The sequence below is a fragment of the Natrinema sp. CRL1 genome, assembly GCF_059162405.1.
Map to the genome: position 1 here is coordinate 1 of NZ_JBLVOY010000002.1, position 26,454 is coordinate 26,454.

At 65.7% G+C, this 26,454-nt stretch carries 28 protein-coding genes, 2 tRNA genes and 1 rRNA gene; 13 read left to right on the plus strand and 18 right to left on the minus strand.

All coding sequences use genetic code 11. From position 1 onward, the window contains the following. Window positions 1–2 precede the first annotated feature (2 nt). From rrf to ACJYUO_RS05705, 3 genes are all read left to right on the plus strand, one after another. Window positions 3–121 (plus strand): 5S ribosomal RNA (rrf, locus tag ACJYUO_RS05695). A 147-nt stretch (window positions 122–268) separates the two neighbouring features. Then, window positions 269–344 (plus strand) — tRNA-Cys (locus ACJYUO_RS05700). A 437-nt stretch (window positions 345–781) separates the two neighbouring features. Next, the gene (locus tag ACJYUO_RS05705; protein WP_494344440.1) at window positions 782–2,272 is read left to right on the plus strand and encodes a zinc metalloprotease; all 1,491 of its coding nucleotides are present in this window, start codon (window positions 782–784) and stop codon (window positions 2,270–2,272) included. Between the two features lie 258 nt (window positions 2,273–2,530). Here ACJYUO_RS05705 and ACJYUO_RS05710 read toward each other — a convergent pair. The 3 genes from ACJYUO_RS05710 to ACJYUO_RS05720 form a co-directional block, all read right to left on the minus strand. Continuing rightward, window positions 2,531–2,604 (minus strand) — tRNA-Lys (locus tag ACJYUO_RS05710). Between the two features lie 79 nt (window positions 2,605–2,683). After that, window positions 2,684–3,379, minus strand: a complete 696-nt coding sequence (locus ACJYUO_RS05715) for a DUF7119 family protein (RefSeq protein WP_494344441.1) — start codon at window positions 3,377–3,379, stop codon at window positions 2,684–2,686. 57 nt (window positions 3,380–3,436) lie between these two features. Continuing rightward, the gene (locus ACJYUO_RS05720) at window positions 3,437–3,577 is read right to left on the minus strand and encodes a DUF8595 family protein (protein WP_006430304.1); all 141 of its coding nucleotides are present in this window, start codon (window positions 3,575–3,577) and stop codon (window positions 3,437–3,439) included. A gap of 780 nt (window positions 3,578–4,357) precedes the next feature. On the opposite strand from ACJYUO_RS05720, the gene ACJYUO_RS05725 reads away from it, so the two are divergent. The 7 genes from ACJYUO_RS05725 (at window position 4,358) to ACJYUO_RS05755 (ending at window position 7,956) form a co-directional block, all read left to right on the plus strand. After that, the gene (locus ACJYUO_RS05725; protein WP_494344442.1) at window positions 4,358–4,639 is read left to right on the plus strand and encodes a DUF6360 family protein; all 282 of its coding nucleotides are present in this window, start codon (window positions 4,358–4,360) and stop codon (window positions 4,637–4,639) included. A 95-nt stretch (window positions 4,640–4,734) separates the two neighbouring features. Beyond that, on the plus strand, window positions 4,735–5,229 hold the full coding sequence (locus ACJYUO_RS05730) for a ferritin-like domain-containing protein (protein WP_494344443.1): 495 nt from the start codon (window positions 4,735–4,737) through the stop codon (window positions 5,227–5,229). A gap of 181 nt (window positions 5,230–5,410) precedes the next feature. After that, window positions 5,411–5,884, plus strand: a complete 474-nt coding sequence (rimI, locus tag ACJYUO_RS05735) for a ribosomal protein S18-alanine N-acetyltransferase (RefSeq protein WP_494344444.1) — start codon at window positions 5,411–5,413, stop codon at window positions 5,882–5,884. A gap of 53 nt (window positions 5,885–5,937) precedes the next feature. Beyond that, window positions 5,938–6,417: a DUF5810 domain-containing protein gene (locus tag ACJYUO_RS05740; RefSeq protein ID WP_494344445.1), complete on the plus strand. Its 480-nt coding sequence runs from the start codon at window positions 5,938–5,940 to the stop codon at window positions 6,415–6,417. 25 nt (window positions 6,418–6,442) lie between these two features. Next, entirely contained in the window at window positions 6,443–6,853 is a 411-nt protein-coding gene (locus tag ACJYUO_RS05745; RefSeq protein WP_494344446.1) for a DUF5809 family protein, read from the plus strand. 60 nt (window positions 6,854–6,913) lie between these two features. Beyond that, window positions 6,914–7,501 (plus strand): NUDIX hydrolase, encoded by a 588-nt coding sequence (locus ACJYUO_RS05750; protein WP_494344447.1) that lies wholly within the window; start codon window positions 6,914–6,916, stop codon window positions 7,499–7,501. Window positions 7,502–7,590: 89 nt separating this feature from the next. Further along, on the plus strand, window positions 7,591–7,956 hold the full coding sequence (locus ACJYUO_RS05755; protein ID WP_494344448.1) for a rhodanese-like domain-containing protein: 366 nt from the start codon (window positions 7,591–7,593) through the stop codon (window positions 7,954–7,956). A 186-nt stretch (window positions 7,957–8,142) separates the two neighbouring features. Here ACJYUO_RS05755 and yciH read toward each other — a convergent pair whose 3' ends face one another. From yciH to ACJYUO_RS05785, 6 genes are all read right to left on the minus strand, one after another. Continuing rightward, complete coding sequence (yciH, locus tag ACJYUO_RS05760; RefSeq protein WP_006183677.1) at window positions 8,143–8,436, minus strand: stress response translation initiation inhibitor YciH; 294 nt, start codon at window positions 8,434–8,436, stop codon at window positions 8,143–8,145. A gap of 162 nt (window positions 8,437–8,598) precedes the next feature. Beyond that, entirely contained in the window at window positions 8,599–10,914 is a 2,316-nt protein-coding gene (locus ACJYUO_RS05765; RefSeq protein WP_494344449.1) for a transglutaminase TgpA family protein, read from the minus strand. After that, window positions 10,911–11,981: a DUF58 domain-containing protein gene (locus ACJYUO_RS05770; protein ID WP_494344450.1), complete on the minus strand. Its 1,071-nt coding sequence runs from the start codon at window positions 11,979–11,981 to the stop codon at window positions 10,911–10,913. Before ACJYUO_RS05770 ends, ACJYUO_RS05765 begins: the two co-directional genes overlap by 4 nt. After that, window positions 11,978–12,958, minus strand: coding sequence for an AAA family ATPase (locus ACJYUO_RS05775; RefSeq protein ID WP_494345376.1), 981 nt, complete (start codon window positions 12,956–12,958; stop codon window positions 11,978–11,980). Before ACJYUO_RS05775 ends, ACJYUO_RS05770 begins: the two co-directional genes overlap by 4 nt. 256 nt (window positions 12,959–13,214) lie before the next feature. After that, window positions 13,215–13,409 (minus strand): cold-shock protein, encoded by a 195-nt coding sequence (locus ACJYUO_RS05780; RefSeq protein WP_006180449.1) that lies wholly within the window; start codon window positions 13,407–13,409, stop codon window positions 13,215–13,217. Between the two features lie 97 nt (window positions 13,410–13,506). Beyond that, window positions 13,507–13,773, minus strand: coding sequence for a DUF7573 domain-containing protein (locus tag ACJYUO_RS05785; protein ID WP_494344451.1), 267 nt, complete (start codon window positions 13,771–13,773; stop codon window positions 13,507–13,509). 84 nt (window positions 13,774–13,857) lie between these two features. On the opposite strand from ACJYUO_RS05785, the gene ACJYUO_RS05790 reads away from it, so the two are divergent. Further along, window positions 13,858–14,052, plus strand: a complete 195-nt coding sequence (locus ACJYUO_RS05790) for a DUF8024 family protein (protein ID WP_494344452.1) — start codon at window positions 13,858–13,860, stop codon at window positions 14,050–14,052. Window positions 14,053–14,070: 18 nt separating this feature from the next. Here ACJYUO_RS05790 and ACJYUO_RS05795 read toward each other — a convergent pair whose 3' ends face one another. The 8 genes from ACJYUO_RS05795 to ACJYUO_RS05830 form a co-directional block, all read right to left on the minus strand. Beyond that, entirely contained in the window at window positions 14,071–15,093 is a 1,023-nt protein-coding gene (locus tag ACJYUO_RS05795) for a 5,10-methylenetetrahydromethanopterin reductase (RefSeq protein ID WP_494344453.1), read from the minus strand. Then, window positions 15,090–15,860 (minus strand): coenzyme F420-0:L-glutamate ligase, encoded by a 771-nt coding sequence (locus ACJYUO_RS05800; protein ID WP_494344454.1) that lies wholly within the window; start codon window positions 15,858–15,860, stop codon window positions 15,090–15,092. Before ACJYUO_RS05800 ends, ACJYUO_RS05795 begins: the two co-directional genes overlap by 4 nt. 66 nt (window positions 15,861–15,926) lie before the next feature. After that, entirely contained in the window at window positions 15,927–16,655 is a 729-nt protein-coding gene (locus ACJYUO_RS05805) for a maleate cis-trans isomerase family protein (protein WP_494344455.1), read from the minus strand. Beyond that, complete coding sequence (locus ACJYUO_RS05810; protein ID WP_494344456.1) at window positions 16,648–18,279, minus strand: hydantoinase B/oxoprolinase family protein; 1,632 nt, start codon at window positions 18,277–18,279, stop codon at window positions 16,648–16,650. Before ACJYUO_RS05810 ends, ACJYUO_RS05805 begins: the two co-directional genes overlap by 8 nt. Next, entirely contained in the window at window positions 18,276–20,357 is a 2,082-nt protein-coding gene (locus ACJYUO_RS05815; RefSeq protein ID WP_494344457.1) for a hydantoinase/oxoprolinase family protein, read from the minus strand. Before ACJYUO_RS05815 ends, ACJYUO_RS05810 begins: the two co-directional genes overlap by 4 nt. Window positions 20,358–20,365: 8 nt before the next feature. Then, window positions 20,366–21,571: an Nramp family divalent metal transporter gene (locus ACJYUO_RS05820; RefSeq protein WP_494344458.1), complete on the minus strand. Its 1,206-nt coding sequence runs from the start codon at window positions 21,569–21,571 to the stop codon at window positions 20,366–20,368. A gap of 196 nt (window positions 21,572–21,767) precedes the next feature. Further along, on the minus strand, window positions 21,768–22,313 hold the full coding sequence (locus ACJYUO_RS05825; RefSeq protein WP_494344459.1) for a ribbon-helix-helix protein, CopG family: 546 nt from the start codon (window positions 22,311–22,313) through the stop codon (window positions 21,768–21,770). A gap of 105 nt (window positions 22,314–22,418) precedes the next feature. Then, window positions 22,419–22,919: a metallophosphoesterase family protein gene (locus tag ACJYUO_RS05830; RefSeq protein ID WP_494344460.1), complete on the minus strand. Its 501-nt coding sequence runs from the start codon at window positions 22,917–22,919 to the stop codon at window positions 22,419–22,421. A gap of 61 nt (window positions 22,920–22,980) precedes the next feature. Here ACJYUO_RS05830 and ACJYUO_RS05835 point away from each other — a divergent pair, with 61 nt between their 5' ends. Both ACJYUO_RS05835 and ddh read left to right on the plus strand, forming a co-directional pair. Beyond that, window positions 22,981–24,375, plus strand: coding sequence for an eIF2B alpha/beta/delta subunit family protein (locus tag ACJYUO_RS05835; RefSeq protein ID WP_494344461.1), 1,395 nt, complete (start codon window positions 22,981–22,983; stop codon window positions 24,373–24,375). 146 nt (window positions 24,376–24,521) lie between these two features. Beyond that, window positions 24,522–25,451: a D-2-hydroxyacid dehydrogenase gene (ddh, locus tag ACJYUO_RS05840; RefSeq protein WP_494344462.1), complete on the plus strand. Its 930-nt coding sequence runs from the start codon at window positions 24,522–24,524 to the stop codon at window positions 25,449–25,451. A gap of 296 nt (window positions 25,452–25,747) precedes the next feature. Here the strand turns inward: ddh and engB are convergent, their stop codons facing one another. Next, window positions 25,748–26,371 (minus strand): GTP-binding protein EngB, encoded by a 624-nt coding sequence (engB, locus tag ACJYUO_RS05845; protein ID WP_006430329.1) that lies wholly within the window; start codon window positions 26,369–26,371, stop codon window positions 25,748–25,750. Window positions 26,372–26,454: the final 83 nt, after the last annotated feature.

The window sequence follows — 26,454 nt, forward strand, 5'->3', positions numbered from 1 at the left end:
ACGGCGGCCACAGCGGCGGGGTTCCTCCCGTACCCATCCCGAACACGGAAGATAAGCCCGCCTGCGTTACGGTCAGTACTGGAGTGGGCGACCCTCTGGGAAATCCGTTTCGCCGCCACCACTCATACTCAACCTCATGCATCACCTCAGAGAGCGGCTGCTCCGGCAGTTACTCTCTGGGGTTTCTGTGTGTCTCTCGACTAGCGACAGCAAAACGATTGTGCCGTACCGCTATGCTTAAACGACCGCAGTGTCAACGATAGAACGCGCCAAGGTGGCAGAGTCCGGCCGAACGCAGCGGCCTGCAGAGCCGCCCACCGCCGGTTCAAATCCGGCCCTTGGCTTATACAATTTCTCGTAATGCGAGTTGTCGGGCTTATGCGTCGCAAACGATGGCTGAAGCGTACCTTTCGTACTAGCGAGAATCATCAGGAATCTCACCTTGCGATAGCGACGGTTAACGGTGGTGTTGTATCACGATTGACATCGGTCTTACTCCGGCGGCTTGAGCAATGCCTTCGGCCAGCAGATTCTGGATGAGGAGTGCTCGATGAGGATCTCATTACGGCACCGCCTCGATGAGGTTGGCGGGGATCAATCTGTGGTCGTCTCGATTCCCGCTGCTGAAAAATTTGGGGGGAGCCAAATCCTTCGATATGACCCTTGATCGGACGCTACCCTACTTGTCATGAGACCTATCTTGCACTCAAAATGAGGCAATGAGATAGATACTGAAGGCAGCCAGAATGTAATTATATCTACAGTGAAAAGTGGGTGACGGATGGTTTCTAGAAGGGCGGTGACAGTGGGTGTGTTAATAGTGTCGATACTCTCTGCGGGTATCGTTGGCGGGACTACGTTCGTCGATATTGATGGGGACGGAGAATCTGCATTGAGTGAAATAAGTGGGGACACTGATCCCTTGTCTGGCGACACTGATGAAGACGGCCTTGATGACGGAAAAGAGAGACGACACGGGACCAATCCAACTGATGCGGATACCGACGGTGATGGCTTAGAAGACGGTCAAGAGGTGAACGTTCTCGAGACGGATCCATCCGATGCAGATTCCGATGGAGACGGCCTGACCGACCTAACTGAACTGCGAGAACACGAGTCGAGTCCGGGAGATATCGATACGGATGGTGATGGTCTTTCAGACGGTAACGAAGTCTCGGACCACGGCACTAAGCCGACGGCCACCGATACTGATGAAGACGGATTATCTGATCGGGAGGAAATCGAAGAGTGCGGGACTTCCCCGATAGAGCCCGATACTGATGGCGACGGAATCGGCGACGGTCTCGAGAGCAACGAGTACGGTACTGATCCCACTCGAAGCGACACGGACGGTGATGGGATCAGTGATGGTGATGAGATAGAGACGTACACGACTGAGCCAACGAATGCCGATACCGACGGTGACGGGCTTGACGATGGTGACGAAATCGATACTCTCGAGACGGATCCAACGAGCGTCGATACCGACACCGATGGCGATGGGGTCGACGATGCATCCGAGGTCGATGACTATGGGACGGATCCCCATGATCCGGATTCCGACGACGATGGGCTTACTGACGGCGAGGAAATTCTCGAGGCCGAGACTAACCCGTCGGATGAAGACACGGACGGTGACGGACTTTCTGACGGCAAAGAGGTGACCCAGTCAGATCAATACCCGAGTGCGGATCCGCTTCGAACTGATGTCTTCGTCGAGGTCGACGAAATGGAGGGAACCGACTTACCGAAGCGGGAAACAGACAAAATCGTACAACAGTTCGAAGACGCACCGATCGACAATCCGGACGGCTCGACTGGTATTTCGCTACACTTCGAGTACGACGAGACCGTTCCCTCAGAGCCACGAACGGAGTGGGAGGGGTCATACGAGGAGTACCGGAGCGAATATCGAGATCAGAAAGGGACGGGCTATCACTATCTGCTTATAGTTGAGACCGCCGTACACGACGGAAGAAGCGTTGGCGGCACTGCTGCAAGCGGATCAAGTGGTGCGATGATGGTTCACCACTACCGGTGGAGCGATATTACAGGGACTACTGCTATGCACGAATTGGGTCATTCCCTCGGGCTGACTGATGTCTATGACGGAATTGACTCGAGACAGTATTCACACCGGGAGTATCCAAGCGTGATGAATTACAATCGTCCTAATAACTATTATGGGTACTCGACCGGTGGCTCTTCACCGAATGACTTCGATGACTGGGGGTATCTCGAGGAAAACCTCGAAACACCGCAGATCGAATAACGATCCAGTCGCGAACAGTCGCCGAGAGAACCGGTTATGTCGGCACGCCCCTATTGTTGACGTTACTGTAGACAGTGACTGGCTCTCATTTCGGATCCGCGGTGTTCTCTATGCGTCTCGATATCGACGGCCGATCTGCATCCTGATCGAACACACTGTCGATCGCTTCCTTACCGCTTCGCTCGCAAAACTGTACTCTCCGGTGAGCAGCTCGCTCCGGAAGCGTTGCTCGTCACGAATTTGTTCGTAGCAGAGTAGCGGGCCGGGCGCGATTTGAACACGCGACCGTCTGGTTAAAAGCCAGACGCTCTGCCAAACTGAGCTACCGGCCCCGTGGTTTCCCTTTTCGGGGAGTAGCGGTTAAACGTTTCTTTCTCCGCGACGGATGTGTCTCGGTAGTTTGAGACGAATTCACTCGAGGTACTGCTCGAGTGCCTCGGTAACGAGCTGGCCGGGGTCGACGTCCTCGACGGAGGCACGACGGCGGAGATCGCGGTAGGTGTGCGGTGAGAGGGTAAGTTCGAGTTGACCGAGGGTGATATCGTACTCGGCGAGCGCCTGATCGATGGGTGTGCCATCGTTGATCGAGCTCGCGACGCTGCGCACGTCGCGGACGGTGAGGTTCCCATCGAGGGTGGCCCACGCGAGGAGGAGGCGTGCTTCACCGCCGACTCGGGCGATGTGTTTGGCAGCGGTCGGGGCGATCTGGCCGATCGCGACCTGTTTGCGGACCGATCTCGGGAGGTCGTGGACGCGGGCCCATTTGCGGATGAACGAGACGGTGGCGTCGCCGCCGGCGCGTTTCGCAGCGGCCTTGTAGGAGCCCTCGCCGCGGACGAGCGCGGCGCAGGCAGCTGCACCGCGGAGCATGTAGAGGTGGTCGTCGTTGGTGTTGCCGCCCGCGAATTGACGGACGGTTTCGGCGGCGTCGGCGAGGCTGTCGGGATCGTCGGGGTCGAATTGGACGGCCTCGCGGGCGCGGGTCCCGGCGACCGATTCGTCGCCCCGGATAACTGGTGCACCGACGGGAGATTCGCGGTCCGTCGGGATCGATCGACCGTTCTCGCCGCGGCGGTGCGAACGATCACCGGGCCGGTTGTCGGTCATGCACCTCGATACGGGTCTCGCAGTCAAAAAGGTCGTTGCCGTGGCGAAATTCTCGGGTTACTCCTCGCGCTGCTCTGCGAGGTGCTCCCAGATTTCCGTACAGCCGGCCCCTTCCTCGATGTCGTCGAGGTGAGCATCATCGCGCTCCTCGGATTCCTGCTCGACCGGCTCTGGTTTGCATTCGGCTGTATCAGTCATTGCCGGCCGTTGGGGACCCGTCGGCATAAGTATCGCTTCGGCTGCAAACGATACCCGTGCTCTGTCTTATGGGTTGATTATGCCGCTATCTCTGACGGATCAGGCCGCGAGACGGTCGGTTTTCGATATGCTCTGTGGAACGACGTAATGGGTGGAACGGTCCCGATCATGCCAGCGGTCCGGAATTGGGGGCTGTCAATCGATGAAATGAGTCGGGAGGGATGGTAGATCGAGCCGGATATTTCGGGCACCTGCTGGCTCGAGAGACGCTGCCAGGGGAGAACACATTCGATAGCGAGGATGCTCTCCGAACGGGTACACACCATTTCAGTTCCGTCACTCAGCGATCGATGGGTCGTCTCTAGTCGGGAGCGCGGCCGGCGATCGATAGTCGAATCGAGTGTCACGAGTACGCGGTCACTGATTCTGTCGACTGTTGGTTGCTCGCGAGAAAATTTTCGGCTCTCGGTATCGTTTGTCTAGTCGACTCGAACGGGTAGCCGATCTCTCGCGAGCATATTGTGGCAAAAACAGCCGGTAAGTATGGTGGGTAGTTCGGAGTCATTGAATCCGGCCGCTGCGGTCGGTCTCAGTACTCATTATCGAGGCGTGTTCGAGCAGTGGGTTCCAGCGCTGAGTAGCGAATCAGTGCGAAATTCGTTGGGGTACTGGGTACGGGTTCTCGAGCCCCCGGTCATCGTCGAGTCCGTCACGGCTCCGGTGTGGCCCGATGGGAACAGCCACCAGTATAAGTGAGCGCGCCGCGAGTGTCGAACTGACATGTCCGATCGACTGATGACGGTCAACGCGTACACGACGCTAGACTACGTCGAGGGGAAGGCGGTGGGTGAGACCTTCGAGTGGGAGTCGGTCGCCGTCGTGAACGCGACCGCCGACCGCGAGGATCCCGAGGAGGTCCGGCTTCAACTCGAGTTCGATAACCTCTCTGAGGAGCAGCTGCCGAAACATATGGAAGAACTCGAGCTGACACCGACACAGGCCCGCGCGCTGGCCGCTGATCTCGAGAAACACGCCGACCGTGTCGAAGACACCATCGAGTAGTCGGAACTGGGTGCGGCGACAGGACTGCTCGGGCACCTGCCGTCGCAGGCTCCCGGCTTTTTCGCTCGCCCGGTGAACGCTCGAGTGGATACACAATGAGCATGGACACGATTCAGGACTTGTTCGAGCATGGCTTGGAAGACATCTATCACGCGGAGCATCAACTCCTCGATGCGCTCGTGGAACTCGAAGGAAACACCGAACGCGAGGAGATCTCGCAGGCGTTCTCGGAGCACCGCGAGGAGACGCAGGACCAGATCGAGCGACTCGAGGAGGTCTTCGATATGTTCGGCGAGCCGCCGGAAAAAGAGGAATGTGAGGGTATCGAGGGTCTCCTCGAGGAGTACGAGGAGTTCGCGTCGATGGATCCCGCCCAAGAGGTGATGGACTATCACAACATGGCGGCCGCGGAGAAGACCGAGCACTACGAGATTGCCGCCTATGGAAATCTGATCCCGCTCGCGGACCAGCTCGGGATGGGCGAAGCGGCGGATCTCCTTGAGGAGAACCTCCGAGAGGAGCAAGCCGCCCTCGAGGAGCTGACGGAACTGACCGAAGAATTTGAGATGGATGCGATCCCGGCCGAGTGATTCGCACGGCTGACGACGATAGCGAAGCTACCGACAAAGGTGGCGGAGACAGCGAAGATGCGACACTGGCGAGTAGTTCTCCGCTTCGCCCATTTTTGCCACGTCGAATGCGATCGCCCGATGTCGATGACGGCTGCCGAGACGCGTACGGCTTTTACTGTTCGGTGCGTTACTGGCTCGTGTGACAACGCCCGCGCCGGAGGACGGCGAGGAAGTGACGATCCGACCCGCGGAGCGTGCAGATCTGCTCGCGGTCGTTCGTATCGAGAACACGTCGTTTTCCCAGCCGTGGCCCTATGACGCGTTCGAACGGTTTCTCGGCGAACCGGGATTTCTCGTCGCCGAGCACGACGGCGAGGTCGCCGGCTACATCGTCGCCGACGTAACCCAGCAGGTCGGCCGCGCGCTCGGCCACGTCAAGGACATCGCCGTCCACCCCGACCACCGCGGGAACAGCGTCGGTTCCACGCTCCTGTCGCGTTCGCTCGGCGTGCTCGCGGCTCGTGGGGCACAGACGGTCAAACTCGAGGTCCGGCGGTCGAACGACGGGGCGAAACGCCTCTATCGGGAGTTCGGCTTCGATCCGCTCCGGCGGGTCCCCGAGTACTACGGCGACGGCGAGGACGCGATCGTGATGATCCGGAAACTGGGCTAACTCGAGCCGGTCGGTTGCGGGACGTTTTACCGTTCCCGGTCGTACTCTCTCCTATGGGATACGCCTGTCCGGTCTGTGACGCCGAAGAGGCCGACGCGGTACACCTCGCGAACCACCTCGCGATCACCGCCTCGCTCGGTCGCGAGGCCCACCGCGAGTGGCTCGAGGAACACGCCCCGGACTGGGGCGAGTGCAGCCCCGAGGAACTCGGCGACCTCGTCAGCCCACACGCGGAGGAAATCGACACACCGGAGTTCGAGGACAGCGGCCGGGGCCACAGTCACGGTCACGAGCCCGGCCGACCCGACTCGGTCGAGGCCGGAATCTCCCGCCAGAGCCGCCAGCCCGGCCGGGGATCGATGACCGCCGAAACCCAGAACGTCCTGCAGGAGGCCGCGGAGTTGACCCGCGAGATGCAGGACTCGAGCGAGAGCGAGGCGGACGAGACGACCGACGAGTCGGATTCGACCGGTGACGCCGCGGACGACGCCGGCGGTGCTGACGGCGACGCCGACGGGAACGGAAACACGTAATTGCCCGTCGGCCGACTATCCCCCTATGCACACGGTGGGGACGTTCACCTTCGAATCGGCCGAAGCCGCGCGAGCACAGTACGAGTCGGTCGGGCCCGCGGCCCAGACGGTCGTCCGCGAAGTGGCCAAGGCCATGGACTTCGAGCGCGAGGAGTACGACGAACGCGTCACCGGCGACGTCGTCGAGACGGCTCGAGACGCTCTCTTTGCGAGCCTGCTCGAGGTCCGCGTCGGGAACCGCGAGGCGTTCGAGGAGTGGCTCGAGAGTTACGACGGAGAGGTGATGAAGACGGGCCACGAGGACGTCGATCACGTCGTCTGGCACGCGGGACCGGAGGGCGAGGCCGTCGCGGCGACCTTCCAGAACGAGGAGGACGCGGCGGTCGCGACGCTTCGGCGGCAGGCGTTCGGACGGCTGTATCGAGAGCTGGTGTAGCGCTCTCGCGAGACCGACCGACCGCCATCTATTATCCGCTCGAGCGCCCATTCTCCGACGATGACTATACCCGACGAGTGGGAGCTACTCGAGGAACGGACCGAGTACGAGACGGGCTGGTACGACGGCGGCTACGACCTGCTCGAACAGCCCGACGGGACGGAGAAACGCTACTACTGGGCGGAGTTGCCGGCCGCGGTCGTCGTGGTGGCACGGATCGACGGTACTGTTCTCGCGGACAGGGAAGGTGATACTGACGCCGCTGCCGACGAAGACCGGCTCCTGTTCGTCGAACAGTACCGGCCGACGATCCGGGAGACTCACCTCGAACTCCCTGCAGGGATCGTCGAGGACGGCGAGTCCTACACGCAGGCCGCGACGCGAGAACTCGAGGAGGAAACCGGCTTTCGACCGACGAGCACCGCTCTCCTCCAGGAGTACGCCGTTTCCACCGGCGTCTTGCGCCACGACCGCGCCATCGTCTACGCCGAGGGGCTCGAGCCGGGCGAACGCGAACTCGACAACAACGAGTTCCTCGAGGTGACGACGGTGCCGGTCAGCGAGGCGCTCGAGCGGGTTCGCGGACAGCCGACGAACGACGCGACGCTGTCGGGACTACTGTTGGCGAAAGAGGACGGTCTGTTGTAGGACATCGACACCCGCCGGCGGCGTCGGCGCGGCTGAATCGCCACGGAGTACCCGCATCCTTATTCAGCCCGCGACCTAACGCGACGGTAATGGACGGCGAAATCACCACCGATGAGGTCAAGGAACTCCTCGAGGACGATGCCGACGTTCGCATCATCGACATTCGCGACGAGCGGAATTTCGAACACAGCCACATCCCCGGCAGCGAGAACATCCCGTTTCACGAACTCACGGGCCGCGTCGACGAACTCGAGGGCGAAGACCACATCGTCACCGTTTGCCCCCACGGCAAGGCGAGCGTGCAAGCCGCACAGCTCATCGGGTCCTACGACGGCACCGCCGACGCCCGAGTCGAGAGCATGGAAGGCGGCCTCGATACGTACGGCATGAAGTTCGGACTCGTTCGCGAGGAAGCGAGCGAAGACGAGCAGGCCGAACGGGAATCCCCGTTCTAACCGGTCGCTCGCTATCCTGCGGCGTATTCGGCCAGGGTCGACCCGCAGCCGTGTCGCTGGGCCGACCGCTCGAGGGGTCCGATCGCTCTCGGACACGGTGGCGCGACTGGTCGGTATCCGGATCAAAAAACGAGCGTTCTGTGACGCGATCGCGGGTTCGGAAGTCGTCTCAGAGCATTGCGGGCATCAGGCGACGTTGAAGCCGCGGTCTCGAAGGAACTCTTCGATGCGGCCGGTGTGGTTCCCTTGAAGTTCGATCTGGTCGTCTTCGACCGTCCCGCCGCAGGCGAATTTGGACTTGAGATCCGACGACAGACTGTCGAGATCGACGTCCTTCGGGTCGAATCCTTCGACGATCGTTACCTCTTTCCCGTATCTGCGCTCGTCAATGCGGATGTTGAGTTGCTGTTGGCCCTTCGCCACGTCCTCGCAGACGCAGAGTTCCTGGGGCAGCCCGCACGTCGAGCAGACTTCCGACATTACGTTCGTAGCTATGAAACGGGCATATTAAACACTATCGGGACCCGCATGCCCTCGCGTGGTTCTTTTTGAGTGCAGGGGCCGGATTTACGGGGAAACGCGGCCGGTGACCGCACTCGAGGTCGGGTACCAGAACCCGATTCGGCGCTCGCGGTCGCGGCGTCACCGAAGTCGGCCGAGGATCGGCAGCCGACTCCGGGCGAGGTCGTCGACGATCTCGATCGCCTCGTCGGCGTCCGCTCGGCTCACGCCGTCGCCGTAGATCGCCCGTTCGTAGGATTCGAGCACGTGCTCGACTCGGGGATCGAGCGGGGCCGCGCTCTCGCCCTCGGCCGCCGCCGAGAGCGCTTTGACGTACGCCCGCGCCGACTCCGACCCACGGCGCGGTCGGTATTCCCGCGCGAGGAGTCGCTCGAGGCGGCGGAAGGCGCGCTCGGCGTCCCGGTCGGGTTCGGCGCGGAACCCGTGCCAGTAGACGCCGATGCCGCGCCGGAGCCGCGTCGTCGCGCCGGTTCGCCGTGCACCTGCGGCAAGTCCGACGAGGGCAACGAGCCCGATCACCCCCGTTTCGCGGACGATCCCGACGAGGCGCTCGCTGAGTGACGTTCCGTCCGACGTGGTTCCGTCGACTCGGTCCTCGGAGTCGTTCGGCGGAGCAGTCCCGTTGTCCGGGTCGTCGGGCTCTGTGCCGTTGTTCTGATCGGTTCCCGGATCCGTTCCGTCGTCCTCGTTCGGCTCGGACGGCGAGCCGATCGGGTCGTTCGGATTGGACGAAGGCGGTTCGTCGATGTCGTCTTCGTCGTCGATCGGTACGTCCTCGCTGTCCTCGGTGTCCGCCGCCTCGTTGCCGTTCGCACGGGCCTCCTCGAGTCGGTCGGTGTGTACGTCACTGCGGGAGCCGCCGGGCGTCGGATCGAACCGGACCCAGCCGTGGTCGGGGAAGTAGACCTCGACCCACGAGTGGGCGTCGAGCCCGCGGACGACGTACTCGTCGTTGTCGACCTGTTGGCCGCTCGTGTAGCCGGTGACGTAGCGGGCCGGGACGCCCTCCTCGCGGAGCATCTGGGTCATCGTCGTCGCGAAGTAGACGCAGTAGCCCTCGTCCATCTCGAGTAAGAACCCTTCGGCGACGTTGCCGGCGGGCTGGGAGACCTCGAGCGAGTAGTCCTTTGACGAGCGGAGGTGACTCTCGATCGCAGCCGCTTTCTCGTAGGGGGTGTCCGCATCCGCCGTGATCTCGGCGGTGCGCTCGCGGAATTCGCTCGAGGTGTCTTCTGGCGTCTGGAGGTGGCGGTCCGTGACTGCCTCGGGGTAGTTCGTCCCCGCGGCTCGGAGCGCGGCCGGGTCGGCATCGATGTCCGCGCTCTCGACGGTGTAGCTCTCGCCCGCCTCGAGCGGCGCTTCGGGACGCGGCTGGCCGTGTCTGGAGACGGTCGTTTCCCGCGTCACGTCGCCGCCGAGAGACAGTGGCTGGGGCGCGACGGGCATGATCCCCAGTTCCGTCTCCGCGGTGACGGTCTGCTGGACCGTATCGTAGTTCCCCGGTGGGGGTGCGAGCCGTCCGTTATAGCGGCTGCTCTGGCCGGTCCGGACCCACTCATCCCCGGTAAACCGGTCGTAGACGCCGGTACGCCAGTAGGACCGCTGGTCGGACTCGACGGTAAACCGAACCTCCGGCGAGAGGTCGACCTGCCCGGAGATTCCCGACCGCTGGGGAGCGGAATCGATCGTCGCTTCGAGCGAGCCGGCTTCGCCCTGGACGAGGTGGGTCGGGCCGCTCGGATCGCCGGGGACGATCGTCACCGACAGCGAGAGGGCGACGATGACCGCGAACAGCACGGCGAGCAGGTCGGCCTGTGCGACCGAGCCGCCGCGGCGCTCGAGTTCGCCGAAGGCGACGGCCCCGACGGCCGCGAGGGTGCCGGTCAGAGTGACGAGCGTGCCCGCGTCGCCGGTCAGGACGAGAAAGCCGAGCGCGATCCCGCCGGGGACGACGCCGAGTTCGTACCGGCCCCGCAGGGCGAGATACCACGAGAGGAACACTGGGGCGGGGGCGAAGCCGAGCGTCCAGACCCCGGCCTGCACCATTCGGAGCAGCGGGAGACCGGTCGCGAGCGCGATGGTGTCGGAAACGAGCGCGTCGGTCGCCGTGAAGATGACGCCGAGTTCGACGCCGGCCGAGGTGAGGTAGTAGGCGAAGCCGAGTCCAGCCCCGACTAGTGCGAGGACACCCGCGGTTCGGGGACGGATCAACCGCGCGAGCCCCGTCGCCGCGAGGAGCGTGACGCCGACGAGTGCGAGCAGCGACTGACTCCCGCCGACCACACGAGTTACATCGTACAGGACGCTCACGTACGAGCCCGTTAGGACCAGGACACAGCCGAGTGCGAGCAGGCGGACGGCGTCGGAGCCGACCGGCTCGTTCGTGTCGACCGAGATCGTTCGGCCCCCGGCGTGACTGGACGTGTCCGTACTCATACGATTACCCCCTGTCCGCCGATCTCGCGGTCGCTTCGGCCGTTGCTTTCAGTCGGCCGCCGACCGTCGCGTCGCCCGCCCTCGCTCCCGCGCCCACAGAGCCGATCGAAGGGAATCTCGTGTCCGTCGACGACGATTGTCGTCCCACCGTCGTCGGTCCGGACCAGCACGTCCGCGTCCCCGCGGGTCCGCTCCCCGAGTTTGCCGGGACCGGCGACCGCTAGTAGTTGAAGTATGTCGCGGTGATGGTCCCGTCCCGATCCCGGCGGCACGGTGCCGCCGGGGACGGTGATTCCGACCGTCGCACCCTGTTCGAGCAGGTACGTCGCGACGGTGGCGGCGGCCGAGGCCATCTCGTCGTCGCGGTCGGTGAGACAGTCGGCGGCGATCGTGACCGCGCCGCCCGCCTCGTCGTCCGCGTACTCCGTGACGACGAGGTCGTCGTCCGGGCGCTTGGCCGCGGACTTCCAGTGGACGTCCCGCAACGGATCGCCGCGGCGGTACTCCCGGAGGTGGTCGAACTCCTCGTGATCGCGCCGCTCCGCGACGCCGGCCAACGTCTGTACGTCCGCCGCGGAGCCGCCGGCTAGCTCCCGAACCTGCGGGTAGACGAGAACGGGGGTCGTTCCCTCATAGGCAAACCGGCGCTCGACAAGTCCGATAACGTCACTGACGGTGATCGAAAGCGGGCCGACGCGGCGCTCGCCGCGTGCCTCGAGTCGCACGTCGTAGGAAACCGTCTTCTCGCCCTCGAGAGTCGTCTCCGCGAGCGGTTTGGTCGTCGCCGAGAGGCCGTCGCCGACGGTATCGCGGACGGTCGCGGCGATCGCGCCGTCGGTTTCGATCCCGACCTCGACCGCGCGCTCCTCGCGGATGAACCCCTCCTCGACGGGCCGGCGAGTGACACGCGGCCGATCGGCGCGGCCGACCGTGACGAGCCCGGCGAGTAACACGACGACCAGCGGAACGACGACGGCATTCAGCGCTCGCGGGCCGGACTGCCAGCTCAGCGCGACGGCCCCGCATACAACGACGACGACGGTCCACCCGCGGAGCGTGAGTCTCATTCGACGGGCACGCGCTCGAGTGCGTCCTCGACGACCGCGGTGCCGTCCCGGTCGTGACCGGTCGTCTTGATTCGGTGCCCCATCACGACGGGTGCTTCCGCCCGGATATCGTCCGGGATCGCGTAGTCTCGGCCGTTCGTGACCGCGCGGGCTTGGGCCGCCCGGAGGAGCGAGATCGTCCCGCGGGGGCTCACGCCGATGTGGGCGTTCTCGCGGGTGTCGGCCACGAGCCGCGTCGCGTACTCCCGGACCGGCTCCGCGACCTGGACCGTCGATACCGTTTCGCGGGCGGCGACGAGGGTGTCGCGGTCGGTCACCGCCTCGAGCGATTCGATCGGGTGGTCGCCGACCGTGCGGCCGAGCAGTTCGGCCTCCTCGTCGGGGTCGGGGTAGCCGAGGTGGAGTTTCTTCATGAAGCGGTCGACCTCGGCGAAGGGCAGGTCGTAGGTCCGATTCGGCTCGACGGCGTTTTGCGTGGCAATGACGATAAAGGGCGTCGGGAGCTCGCGGGTCGTCCCGTCGGTCGTGACCTGTCCTTCCTCCATGGCCTCGAGCAGGGAACTCTGTGTCTTCGGCGGTGCGCGGTTGATCTCGTCGCCGAGGACGATGTTGCCGAAGACGGGCCCGGACTGGAACTCGAACTCGCGGGTCTTCTGGTTGAAGACGTTCACGCCGGTGACGTCGCTGGGAAGGAGGTCGGGCGTGAACTGGACGCGGCTGAACGTACAGTCGACGGACTTGGCAATCGAGCGCGCGAGCATCGTCTTGCCGACGCCGGGCACATCGTCGAGGAGGACGTGTCCCCGGCCGAGGACCGCGGTGATGACGTGTTCGATCACGTCGTCGTGCCCGACGATCACGCGCGAGACGTTCGCCTCGATGTCGGCACACAACCGTTCGACAGTCGAAATCCGAAGACGCTCGCCGTCGTCCGTCGGTTCGGCGCTCCGTTCCGGTGTCGGATTGGCGTCAGTCATCGTCTCGAGGAAGTCTGCGGGGCCCAAGCGAGCGATCCATTACTACGACATCCGGGGCTCCAGAACATATGTTTTGTGTCATACGAGTTAGTGGTGGTCCGCGACGTGTTGTGATTCCGCCGCTGCATACTCGAGACGCGCGGCTGGAAGAGTTGTCAGTTCGAATCGTATCGGCCCGAGTCGATCGTATCGCCAATCGACAGCGCCGTCGCTCGGAACGTAGCAGTCAGAAAACGATACCCCCGATTGGACCGGCCTAGAGCCGCTCGACGTTCGTCGCGCGTGGACCCTTCTCGGCCTCCTCGATGTCGAACTCGAGTTCCTGACCCTCCTCTAGGTCAGGACCGCCGATGTCCTCCATGTGGAAGAACACGTCCTCGTCCGCGTCGTCAGTCTCGATGAATCCATAGCCGCCAGTGTCGTTGAAGAAGTCGACCGTACCTTTCGCCATTGCATCTCCATAGAACCACGACGGAGATATAAAGCTTCGGGAGGAGACTCGCAAGCACCACCCCGAGAAGTCAGCCGGTACCCCCGTCAGTCACTGATTACCACGATTTGCAGTCGGGACAGACCGGATCGGTCCCCGCGCCGTCGGCTCGCCACGCTCGCTCGGTCGGCGAGTCACATCGGCTGCAAGTGTAGTCGCCCCACGCGTACGTCCAGTGGACCGCGTCGTTGTCCCCCACATTCGCACCCGCATCCGGCTCTTCGGTGCGATCGGCGGCGTCTCCTTCCTCTCGGGCCGATTCCGGTGTCTCGTCGTCAGCATCGGCATCAGCATCGAAATCGGAGAGCGTCGCGTCGTCGGTCACGCGAATTGCTACGGCGGGGATCGGCTTAATCCCACCTCATTCGCGACCGGCACGGCCAAGTAGCACCGGTAACAACCCCCGAATATGGACACCGTCACACCGCTGAACGTCATCGTGGACAACCTCACAGAAATGACTAGCCTCTTCGGCGATGTCGCGATGGGCGCTGGTCTCGCACCGCTACTGGTCTTGTTAGGGGGACTGCTCGTCGCGTTCTCGATGGCCGTCTTCGGCGTCCTCACGCTCGGTGCAGTCGCGGACCTCTTTACCGCGAACTAACCGCCGCCTCGTTTTCGATCAGTCGTCTTCGACTGCCCGATCGAGCGCGTCGCTCGCTCGCTCTACTGCATCCTCGAGGTCCGGTCCAAGCGGCGAGCCGACGACGATCCCGTCGACGTACTCGAGCGCCGCGGTGAACCGGTCCGCGACGGTCTCCGTCGTCCCCGCGATACAGAAGGCGTCGATCATCGCGGGCGTGACGCGACCGAAGGCTTCGGGCAGGTCTCCCCGCTCGAGTGCCTCGCTCACCGCACTCGCTGCCTCCCGGTCGATGTCGTGGCGCTCGAGGACCGGCTCGGCGGCTCCGCCGACGATGAACGCGACGGGCGGTCGGGCCGCCTCGCGCGCGTCGCTCTCGTCGGCGGCGACGCTGACACTGGCGAAGGCTAGCGTCTCGAACGCGCTACGCTCGTCTGGGCGGTCCCTGAGCCCCTGCGCTACCTGCTCCGCGCTCCACTCGAGATCTTTCGGATGCGCGGCGTTTACGAGCACGCCGTCGGCGTGTTTCGCGCTCATCCGGAGCATGTGCGGTCCCTGCGCGCCGACGTAGACCGGAATCGCCTTCGAGGGCGGCTCGAGGTTGAGCGCCGCGTCTCGCGCGGTGAACGTTCCCTCGTGGGTGACCGTCTCGCCGTCCCAGAGGTCCCGCGCGAGGTCGAACGTCTCGAGGACGCGTCGGAGCGGACTGTCGCGCTCGACGCCGAGGTTCGACAGCGAGGAGCGGTCGCCCGCGCCGACGCCGAAGACCGCCCGGCCGTCGCTGATCTCGTCGATCGTCGCCGTCTGGGCGGCCAGTTTCACGGGGTGGGTCTCGTAAGGGTTGACGACGCCCGGGCCGAGCCGGATTTCCTCGGTGGCGTCGGCCATTCGCGAGAGCACCACGAACGGGTCTCGATTGAAGTAGTGGCTGCTCGCAAAGGCGACATCGAACCCCTCGTCCTCCGCGAGCGCGGCCAGATCGGCCACCCGCTCGGGCGGGTGTTCGGGCGTGAGTTCGATGCCTCGCGTCGGTCCGTTCGCTGCTCGGCTTTCATCACTCATCCTTCGAACCTCCACTCCCGCAGCGCCTGTCGAACGAGATCGTCCTCGACGGCACGGAAGAGTTCGTCGCTGCCCTCGTGGTTTCCGAACTCCCAGTCGCGGACGACCACGGCGGGCGTCCCGCCGGCTCCTTCGCCGGTGACGAGGTTCGCGGCGGCGGCGAGTTCGTCGACCACCGACTGGACGGTGACGCCGAGTTCGTGGCCGTCCCGATCCTCCTCGCCGCGCCAGTCGCGGCTCGCGGGCATCCCCGCCCAGCCGATCGCGACGCCGGTCTGGCCGTGGCGGAACGGTCGCCCGCAGGTGTCGGTGACGACCACCGCCACGTCTTCGATACCTCGATTCTCGAGTCCCGACCGAATTCGCTCGGCGCTCTCGTCCGGTCGCTTCGGCAGGAGCAACAGGTCGTGATCCGGCACGTTCGACCGATCGATCCCCGCGTTCGGACAGATGTGTCCGAATCGCGTCTCGGAAAGCAGGAACGGACAGTCGATCAGTAGTTCCGCGCTCTCCTCGATGATCGCCTGTGCGAACCGCGGGTCTTTCTCCTCGCCGGCGACCTCTTCGATTCGGTCTGCGATCTCCCGTGCGCGGCCGCTGACCGGGTAGTCCTCGAGGTCCGCCGTGCGGCCCTCGGCCTTCGAGACGATGGTGCTCGCGACCGTGAGCACGTCGCCGGGTTCCAGCTCGGCCCGATCCGCGACGAGGGCGGCGATGTCGTCGCCGGGGCGGATCTCGGGCAGGTCCGCCACGCCGTTGAGTTCCATACCGGTGGGTGGGGAAGCCGCGTCAAAAGGGCACCGTCACCGGAGAATGGAACCAGTGACGGCCACCTAGCGCTCGCTATTGAACAGCGTTCCCGGACCGTCCACCCCGAATTCCGCCGCCCCGCAGACGTCCCACAGCGTCGCGCCGTTGCTCGTGACGACCGGTAGGTCGAGTTCGGCCTCGAGTCCCTCGACCGCGGCGAGCGAGCGGTAGTTCGTACAGGAGACGAAGACGGCGTCGAGATCGTCGATCTCGCCGACGCGCTCGAGCACCTGTTGGGACGCGTCTTCGGGGGTCAGCTCCCCGATCGCCGTGTTGGCCGCGAGACCGCGGCCGTCGATCGAGGCGACCTCGAATCCCGCGGCCTCGAGGAAGTCCCGTTCTCGCTCATCGAGGGCCGCAGTATACGGGGTCACGACGGCGATTCGGTCGGCTTCGAGGGCCTCGAGTGCGCGCACGACCGAGCGGGCCGTCGCGACCGCGGGGACGCCGGCCGCCTCGGCCAGTCGCTCCTCGAGTTCGGCGTCGAACCCCGGCCCGTGGATCAGGCTGCCGGTCGTACAGGCGTAGGCGACCGCGTCGACGTCGGCGTGGCCGAGCAGTTCCGCCGCCCGCGCCGCGTCGTCGCTCATCGCGTCGAGTTCGTCGACGGTGACCGACTCGAGGGCCATCCGCGCGCCGTGGACGGTGACCTCATTTGGGAGGAACGCCCGAAACTCCGGTTCGGCCGTCGTGTTCGACGAGGGGACGATCAGCCCCAGTCGGCCGCGGCGGTCGGAATCGGGTTCAGTCATCGGCGTCTCCGTCGCCGCGCTCGTTCGGCTCGCCGTGGCCGCCGCCGCCGGGCGTTTTGACCGTCACCGTCGTCCCGGACGGCACGTCGACCGTCGTCTTTGCGGGCACCGGCTCGCCGTCGATCAGGTTCTCCCCGGTCGCGCCGTCCCCGCCGCCGGCGACGCCCTTCGGGGCGTGTCGCCGGCGCTCGGTCAGCAGCGACACCGTCGCGTCGCTCTCGACGGTCACCGAGCGCTCGAGCCCCAGTCCGCCGCGGGATCGGCCGGGGCCGCCGCTGCCGTCCCGAAGCGCGTAGCGCTCGACCCGCAGCGGATACTCGGTCTCGAGGGATTCGATCGGTGTGTTGAGCGTGTTGGTCATGCCGACCTGGACGCCATCCATCCCGTCGCGGTCGGCGCGTGCGCCGAAGCCGCCGCCGATGGTCTCGTAGTAGGTAAACGAGCTGTCTCGCCCGCCGATGGTGAGGTTGTTCATCGTCCCCTGTCCTTGGGCGGGCACGCGGTCGGGCGCGGCCCGTGCGAGCGCGGTGAAGACCACGTCAGTGACCCGCTGGCTGGTCTCGACGTTGCCGCCGACCACGGCGGCCGGCGGTTTCGGATTCAACAGCGATCCGTCGGGCGCGCTGACGCTCACCGGATCGTAGCAGCCGTGATTCGGCGGGATCTCGGGGTCAGTGATACAGCGCACGACGAAGTAGACGGCACTCGTCGCGACCGCGATCGGGGCGTTGAGGTTGCCAGCGACCTGCGGCGCGGTCCCCGAAAAGTCCACGTCGATCGTCTCGCCGTCGACGGTCACCGTCACCGAAATCTCGATGTCCTCGTCGGTCACGCCGTCGCCCTCGAGGACGTCGGTCGCCTCGTAGGTGCCGTCGGGCAGGGCCGCGATCTCCTCGGCGATCCGCTCGCGGGAGTAGTCGATCACGGCGTCGAATCCGGCGAGGACGGTCTCGCGGCCGTGGTCCGCGAACAGCGTCGCCAGCCGTTCCTCGGCGCGCTCGTTCGCCGCCCGCTGGGCCCGGAGATCGGCCCGGCGCTCGCGGGCGTTGCGGACGTTCGCGAGCACGAGCGAGCGGACGTCGTCTCGCGGTTCGCCGCCCTCGACGAGTCGCGTCGGCGGGAGCCGGAGCCCCTCCTGATAGATCTCCTGTGCGCCGGCCGGCATGCTGCCGGGAGTCATCCCGCCCACGTCGGCGTGGTGGGCTCGAGAGACGGCGTAGCCGACGATTTCTCGGTCCTCGTCGCCATCGTGATCGTCGCCGTTACCGTGGCCGGGTGCGATCGGCGAGACCATCGTCACGTCCGGCAGGTGCGTTCCGCCCGTAAAGGGGTCGTTAAGCACGAATACGTCGCCCGGTTTCGGCTCGCGCTCGCGCACGGCATCGACCGCAGCGGGCATCGCGCCGAGGTGGACCGGGATGTGTTCGGCCTGAGCGATCATCCGTCCCTCGGCGTCGAACAGCGCCGTCGAGCAGTCCCGGCGCTCCTTGATGTTCGGCGAGTACGCTCCCCGAATCAGGGTCTGGCCCATCTCCTCGGCGACGCTCTCGAGTTGGTTGCGCAACACCTCGAGGGTCACCGGATCGATACCGTCGTCCGCATCGGTCGTCGTTGCTGGGGTCATCGTGAATCAGCCTCCGTTCGCGTCATGACGAGCGTTCCGTCGGCGAGGATCTCGCCGGTCCACGCGGGCGGCACGACGGTCGTGCTTTCGGCTTGCTCGAGGATCGCCGGCCCGTCGACGGTCGCGCCGGGCGCGAGTCGGTCCCGCTCGTAGACGGTCGTCTCCCGCGGTTCGTCGCCGGTGCCGGGGAAGTGGGCCTCTCGAGTGCCGACGACGGCGTCGCCGTCGCCCTCGTGACGGATGGTCGGCTCCGAGCCGGGGATCGTCGCCGTCGCGCGGAGGTTGACCACCTCGATCGATTCGTCCATCGCGTAGCCGTAGGCCCGCTCGTGGGCCTCGCGGAACCGCTCGGCGACCGTCGCCGCGTCGAACTCGTCGTCGACGGGCACGGTCAGTTCGAAGCTCTGGCCCGCGTACCGGCAGTCGGCCGCCCGTTCGACCCGCGCCGCGTCGGGGTCGGACGCATCCGCGAGCACGTCGGCCACGAGGTCGTCGTAGACCGATTCGAGGGAGTCTGGTTCAGCACCCTCGAGATCCACGCCGACCGTCCGGACGGCGTCGTAGCTCTCGTCGGCCGCGAGCAGGCCGAACGCGGAGAGGACCCCGCCCGGTCGCGGGACGACGACGCGGTCGACCGACAGCGAGTCGGCGAGCGCCGCGGCGTGCATCGGCCCCGCGCCGCCGAAGGCGACGAGCGCGAACTCGCGGGGGTCGTGGCCCCGCTCGACGGTTACCGAGCGGATCGTCCGCGTCATCGTCGCGTTCGCCACGCGGTAGACCCCGCGGGCCGCCTCGAGTGCCCCGTCTAAGCCGGCCTCGTCGGCCAGTCCCTCGAGCGCGTCGCGGGCCGCGTCGACGTCGAGGGTCATCTCGCCGCCGAGGGCCGTCTCGGGGCCGATGTAGCCGAGCACGACGTTGGCGTCGGTGACGGTCGGCCGCGTGCCGCCGCGGCCGTAGCAGGCGGGTCCGGGTTGGGCACCCGAGGACTCCGGCCCGACCCGGAGCGCGCCGCCGGCGTCGACCCACGCGATCGAGCCGCCGCCCGCGCCGACGGTGTTCACGTCGACCATCGGCGTCCGGATCGGGATGCCGTCCACTTCGGCGTCGGTCGTCCGCTCGGCCCGCCCGTCGCGGACGAGGCTCACGTCGCTCGAGGTGCCGCCCATGTCGAAGGTGACGAGCCCCTCGACGTCGTCGTCGTCGACGGTCGCTGCGGCACCGACGACGCCCGCGGCCGGGCCGGAGAGCGTCGTCGTCACCGCGTGGTCCCGGACCGTCTCGGGGTCCGCGATGCCGCCGTTTGCCTGCATGATCCGCGGGGCCGGGATGCCGGCGTCGTCGGCCTCCTCGACCAGCCGGCCGACGTAGTGGTCGATCGCCGGCCGGACGTAGGCGTCGACCGCCGTGGTCGAGGTGCGCTCGAACTCGCGGAACTCGGCGAGCACCTCGTGAGAGGCCGAGACCGGCACCGCGAGTTCCTCGCGCAGCGTCTCGGCGACGAGCCGCTCGTTTTCCGGGTCGGCGTAGGAATGCAGCAGGGAGACCGCGACCGCCTCGACATCGCGTTCGCGCAGCGTCGCCGCGAGGTCGCGGACCGCCTCGGGGTCGACCGGTCGCTCGACGCCCTCGCCGGTCGTCCGCTCGTCGACTTCGAACCGTCGCTCTCGAGGCACCAGCGGTTCGGGCTTCTCGGCCTCGAGGTCGTACAGATCCGGTCGGTCCTGTCGCCCGATCTCGAGGACGTCGCGAAAGCCCTCGGTCGTGACGAGCGCGGTCTCTGCGCCGCCGCGCTCGAGCAGGGCGTTGACCGAGACGGTCATCGCGTGGGCGAAGCCGTCGATTTCCGCGGGGTCGATGCCGGCGCTCTCGCAGGCCTTTTCGATCCCCTCGAGGACGCCGACGTGCTGGTCGTCGGTCGTGGGGACCTTCGCGGTGACGAGCCGATCGTCGACGGTGAGCGCTACGTCGGTGAAGGTGCCGCCGACGTCGACGCCGACCCGCGTTCCGCCGTCGTCTGTCGCGTCGTGGCTGTCCATCGGTGCGTCCAAATTCGTATCGCGTGCGTTTAAATCGGTCATTCAGGTCGTCAGAGGAACAAAACGTCGTAGAGCGTTCGGAGGCCGATACCGACCACGACGAGCGTGACGAGCCCGCCGAGGACGTTCTGGAGGGTGCTGTTCGTGTACTCGCCCAGCAGGTCGCGGTTGTTCATCGCGTAGATGAGGAAGACGGCCAGAATCGGCAACAGGAGCCCGTTGGCGACCTGCGCGAAGACGATCACCTGCACGGGGTTGTAGTCCAGTGCCGAGAAGACGATCCCGATGCCGAGGATGGTCATCCAAATCGCCCGGAACCGCGTCGAGGTGAGGTCTCGCTCCCAGCCGAGCGCGCCGGCGGTGGCGTAGGCCCCGGCAAGCGGCGCGCTCATCGCGCTCGTAAAGCCGGCCGCGAAGAGGCCGATCGCGAAGAAGGTCAGGGCGTAGCCGCCGAAGACGGGCTCAAGTTGGTCGGCCATCTCGCCGACGCCGGTGATCTGGGTCCCTTTGGGGAAGACGGCGGCGGCCGTGACGACGATCGCCGTCGTGATCAGGCCGCCGACGATGATCATCCCGATCGTGTCGGTGCGACACTCCGCGAGGTCCTCGGGGCCGTCCCACCGCTCTTGGACGGTGCTCGCGTGCAGGAACAGGTTGTAGCCGACGACGGTGGTCCCGACGAGGCCGGCGATGAGGTACGCCGACCCCTCGGGGACGGTCGGAACGAGCCCGCCCGCCAGCGAGCCGAGATCCGGTCGGACCATGATCGCGTTGAGCAGGAACGCCGCGCCCATGATACTGACGAGGCCGATGAACACGCGCTCGATCAGCTTGTAGCTGCCCGTCCACAGCAGGCCGGCGGCGACGATGCCGATGATCGGCCCCCAGACGTTCTCGCTGATCCCGGTAATCGTCGACAGGCCGGCAGCGCCGCCGACGATGTTGCCCGTCTGGAACGCCGCCGTCCCGATCCCGATCGCACTCACGACGAGCGCGACGGTGATGGTCTGCGGGATCGGATTGTCGAACTCGTTTCGAAACGCTTCCCCCAGCCCTTCCTGCGTGATCAGTCCCAGCCGCGCGCTCATCTCCTGGAGGACGATCGTTGCCAGAATCGAGAACGCGATCGTCCACACGAGCAGGTAGGCGTGTTCCGCCCCGATCACGCTCGCAGTCGTTACCGTTCCCGGGCCGATGAACGCCGCCGCGACGAGCGCTCCCGGTCCGATCGCTTTGAGTCGGTCAATGACACCCATGATGTGTACTCACACATACCGCTCTTCGAAATCCACAAAAGGGTTGTTAAGATCCGGACATACGAACACTCGAACGGCTCGAGACAGTAACGATGACGTATGAATCCGTATGAACTTGTATGAATTTCGGCCGCGGTACCGGTAGGCTACTCGTGCTCACACTCCCCGTCGCTGCGACGACCGATCGGTACCCGCCTCAGTCGCCCGCTCGCTCTGTCACGATCACCTTCGCAACGCCGCCCTCGAGTTCGATTTCCGTCGGCAGATCGACGGTGCTGCGCTCGATGAACCGGGTCATGAACCAGCGGACGGCCTCCGAGGGAAAGACGAGGTGATAGACGCCCTCGCCCTCCTCGCGGACGTCGAGGAAGCCACAGAACGAGAGCCACTCGAGGAGGTCGCCGACCGCGTCGAACCGAGCGGCGTACTCGCGGGCGTGGTAGTCCGAGACCCGGTCGGCCGCCTCGACGAACGCCGGATCGGGGTCGCCGCCGTCGTAGCAGTACTCGAGGAAGGCGTGCAGGAAGTCGATATCGAGCAAGACGTGTTCTCCGGAGGAGAGCATTCGGTAATACTGTTCGAGGTTGTCGCTTGGCCCCCCGTCGGCGGCTTCGAAGTTCGCCGCGTAGAAGGTCAGTGCCCGGCGAACGACCTCGCTTTGGCCGTTCCCCGTCTCGGCCACGAGCGTCTCGAGGGCTGCCGCCGAGTCGTCGTCGAGCGATACCGTCACACGCTGTGTCATAGTCTCACGGGGGTCCCCGAGACGGGTATAGTTCACGCACTCGCGACGACGGTCGATGGGTGCTGTTCGCTGATCGCTGGCGGTCGACGGCGGCGATCGACGGGCTCACTCGGTTCGCAGGTCGACCGTTAACTCCCCGTCCTCGACGGTCGCGACGTACATCGTCGCCCGATCGGCGGGTGTCGCGCCGGTCGCGCTGCCGGGATTGAGCAGTCGCATCCCGTCGACGGTCGTGTCGACGACCTCGTGGGTGTGGCCCGCGACGGCGACCGACTCGGCCGCCGCCGTTTCGGCTCGAGCGGTCTCGATGACTCGTTGCTGCCAGCCGGCCGGCGAGCCGGCTCCATGGGTTACGGCGAAGGTCACGCCATCAATCTCGAGGGTCGCGGCGCGGGGCGCATCGATCGTCGGCGGGTCCGTGTTCCCGCGGACGGCGGTCAGGTCCCGGTTCGCAAGAGCGGCGATCCGATCGTAGGCCTGCCGGGAATCGAAATCGCCGGCGTGGATCGTGTGGTCTGCTCGCTCGAGTTCGTCGACGACCCACTCGGGGAGCGCGCTCTCGCGGGACGGAATATGCGTGTCTGCGATGATCGCGATCCGTTGCATGGGCGGCGGTATGGCGGCCAGTCCCGAAAACGATTCCCTGCGGGCGGGCGTTCCAGTGCGTATGAGTGATTCACCGCCGGACGGTGACGAGAGCGGCGACGAGGCAGTCGCGAGCCACGTCGTCACTGCGTTCCTTCGGAACCGCGGGGAGGTTCTGCTGTTACGTCGGAGCGATACGGTCGGCACCTACGCGGGCCAGTGGGGCGGCGTCTCCGGGTTCGCCGAAGGCCGACCGGATGAACAGGTTTGGATCGAGATCCGCGAGGAAACAGGTCTCGAAGAGGATGCCGTCTCGCTCGTCCGTTCCGGACGACCGGTCGAATTTTCGGATCCGGACCTCGAGCGCGAGTGGGCCGTCCACCCGTACCTGTTCGACTGCGAGCGCCGCGAAATCGACCTGAGCGAGGAACACGAGAATTTCGAGTGGGTCGCGCCGACGGAACTGCTCGAGGGCGTCGGGGACGACCGGGAGACGGTGCCCGAACTGTGGACCGCCTACGAACGCGTCGCGCCGACGGTCCGCTCGATCGCGGCTGACAACGAACACGGGGCCGCATACCTGTCCCTGCGCGCGCTCGAGGTGCTGCGCGACCGGGCGGGCCTGCTCGTCGCCGAGCGCCAGGACTTCGGCCCCGACCCCGATGGCGAGTGGGACGAACTCGCCGAACTCGCGGGCCGGTTGCTCGAGGCCCGGCCGTCGATGGCCGTCCTCCGGAATCGGGTGCACCGGACGATGGCCGAGGCGGCGGGAGCCGACGGCGGTGCGCCGGCCGTCCTCGAGTCGGCGCGCTCGAATATCGACCGCGCGTTGACTGCTGACGCGGACGCCGCGGCGAACGCGAGCGAGCGCCTCGGGGGTAGTATCGCGACGCTCTCGCGGTCGGGCACTGTCCTCGAGGCGCTTCGGATCGCCGAGCCAACCCGCGTTTTCGTCGCCGAATCGCGGCCGGCCCGCGAGGGCGTCGCCGTCGCAGAAGAACTGGCTGGGGAGATTGACGGCACCGTCACGGTCCACACCGACGCGGCGGTCGCACACGTGCTCGCACGCGAGGATATCGACCGCGTCGCGGTCGGCGCGGACACCGTCCTCCCTGACGGCTCCGTCGTGAACAAGACCGGTACGCGGGCGCTGGCCGTCACCGCCGACCGTGAGGGGATACCAGTCTCCGTCGTCGCAGCGACGGACAAGGTCTCGACCCGCGAGGACGTTAACCTCGAGTCCGGCGACCGAACCGCGGTCTACGACGGCGATGCGTCGATCGACGTGCTGAATCCGACCTTCGACGTGACGCCCGCCGAGTGCATCGACGAGGTAGTGACCGAGCGCGGCGCGCTCGAGTCCGGGGAGATCGCGGCTGTAGCCGAGGAGTTGCGGGACCTCGAGGCGTGGCAGACGGCGGGCGACGAGGCGGCGACCGGTCGCGAAACGACAGATCGAAACCCCTCGAGAGAGTAGCCGACTCCGGCGGCCGTGACGAAGAGTTACCCCCACCGAGCCCCGTGTGACGAGGGATTTACCTGAGCCGCCACCTCATTCATACGCATCCCGACGCGACTTCCGGGGTGCAAACCTTCAACCCGGATTCGCGCGTAGCGTCGCCCATGACATTCGAACTCGAGCGACTCGGCGTCCACGAGTCAGTCGAGGCGGTGTTCCCGCCGGCCGAATTAGCGGACTATCTCGTCGATCTCCCGATCGAGGTCGCGGTGATCGGCGACGACGAGATTTCGTCCTGCGACGCGGTCGTCACCTTAGAGCACCGCGAGGCCTTTCTCGAGGTGAATTGGGTCCACTCGATTCAGGCGGGGGTCGACCGGTTCCCCTTCGACGCGTTCGAGGAAGCGGGCGTGATCCTCACGAACAGTACGGGAATCCACGACCGGACCGTCGGCGAGACGGTCGCGGGCTACCTGCTGATGTTCGCCCGGCGGCTACACGACCACGTCGCGAACCAACAGGAGCGCCACTGGGAGCGCCCCGAGTGGGACGACGCCTTTACCCTCCCGGGCTCGACGGCCTGCGTCGTCGGCACCGGTACCCTCGGCCGCGGCGTCGCGAAGACGCTCAGCGCGCTCGGCGTCCGCGTGACCGGCGTCCGGCGCTCGGGCGATCCGGTCCCCGGATTCGACGAAATCTACACGAATGACCGGCTGCTCGAGGCCGTTTCCGACGCCGAGTTCGTGATCGTCACCGTGCCGCTAACCGAGGAGACACAGCACCTCTTCGACGCCGAGGCGTTCGACGCGATGCGCGACGACGCCTACTTCGTCAACGTCGCCCGCGGACCGGTCGTCGACGAACCGGCGCTGATCGACGCGCTCGAGGCCGGCGACCTCGCCGGCGCAGCCCTGGACGTCTTCGAGGAGGAGCCGCTGCCGGAGGGCTCGCCGCTGTGGGAAATGGACGAGGTAATTATTTCACCTCACTGTGCGGCCTACACACGGGACTACTTCCGGGACACGGGCGATATCGTCCGCGAGAACGTCAACCGACTCGCGGACGGCGAGGAGTTTCACAACCGCGTTGTTTGAGGGCAATCACGCTGCCAGATGGCCGAGAGCGCGGCTCGAGCAATTGCGAGAGTCGCGCGATCCGGGGAAAGGCAGGCACTTGCCCAGTAATTCACCGCGAGCGACCGAAGGGAGCGAGCGGGCCGACGACCGACCCAGAAGCCGCGCTTTGTGCGGCTGGCGGGGAGGAAGGAGTGCTTTTCATCAAAGCTGAGCGGGATCAAAGATCCCGCGAGGTCCAAAAGAGCGCTATGCGCTCTTTTGAAGATTTTGCCGAGGGCGCGGCGGAGCCGCGCCCGCAGCGCAAAAGTTTGGTTCTAGAAAAACTTGAACAGATCGTCCCGATTTTGCTCGTGCAACTGGGAGCGAACGGCCTCGTTGAGCGGCTCGAGTTGGCCCTTTTTCGCGCTAATGGGGGCGATGGTGTCTTGCCACTGTTTCCACGGCGGGTAGAGGCCGAGGCGGTCACAGAGGGCGTCGAGGCGCTCGTCTTCGTCGTCTACTTTGTCCATCTTGTTGACGGCGACGACCGTGGGGATGTCGAGTTCGCGCAGGAAGTGAAACATCTCGACGTCGTAGGGGATCTCGTCGGGGCCGGAGTGGCGGTCGATGATGTCGATGACGCTCTTGCCGTCGACCACGAGGACGGCGACGAGGACGTTGTCGGCGTACTCTTCTAAGTAGTGGACGATCTCGGTTTTGATCTCCTCGCGGAGATCCTCGTCGACGCCGCTCATGAAGCCGAACCCGGGGAGATCGGTGATGACGAAGTCCTCGGGGGCCCAGTCGTAGTGGTTCGGCGAGCGGGTGACGCCGGGTTTGCCGCCGGTGTCGAAGCTGTGGCCGGTCAGCTCGCGCATAAGCGTGGACTTGCCCACGTTCGAGCGGCCGACGAGGGCGACTTCGGCCTCCCGATTGGGGCGCGTATCGAAATCGATCATACCGACCGTAGGGCGGACCGACCTTTATACGCGTTGTAACGGTCGCGGCTGGTCGGTGCCCGCTCGAGTCGGCCCGCCATCCG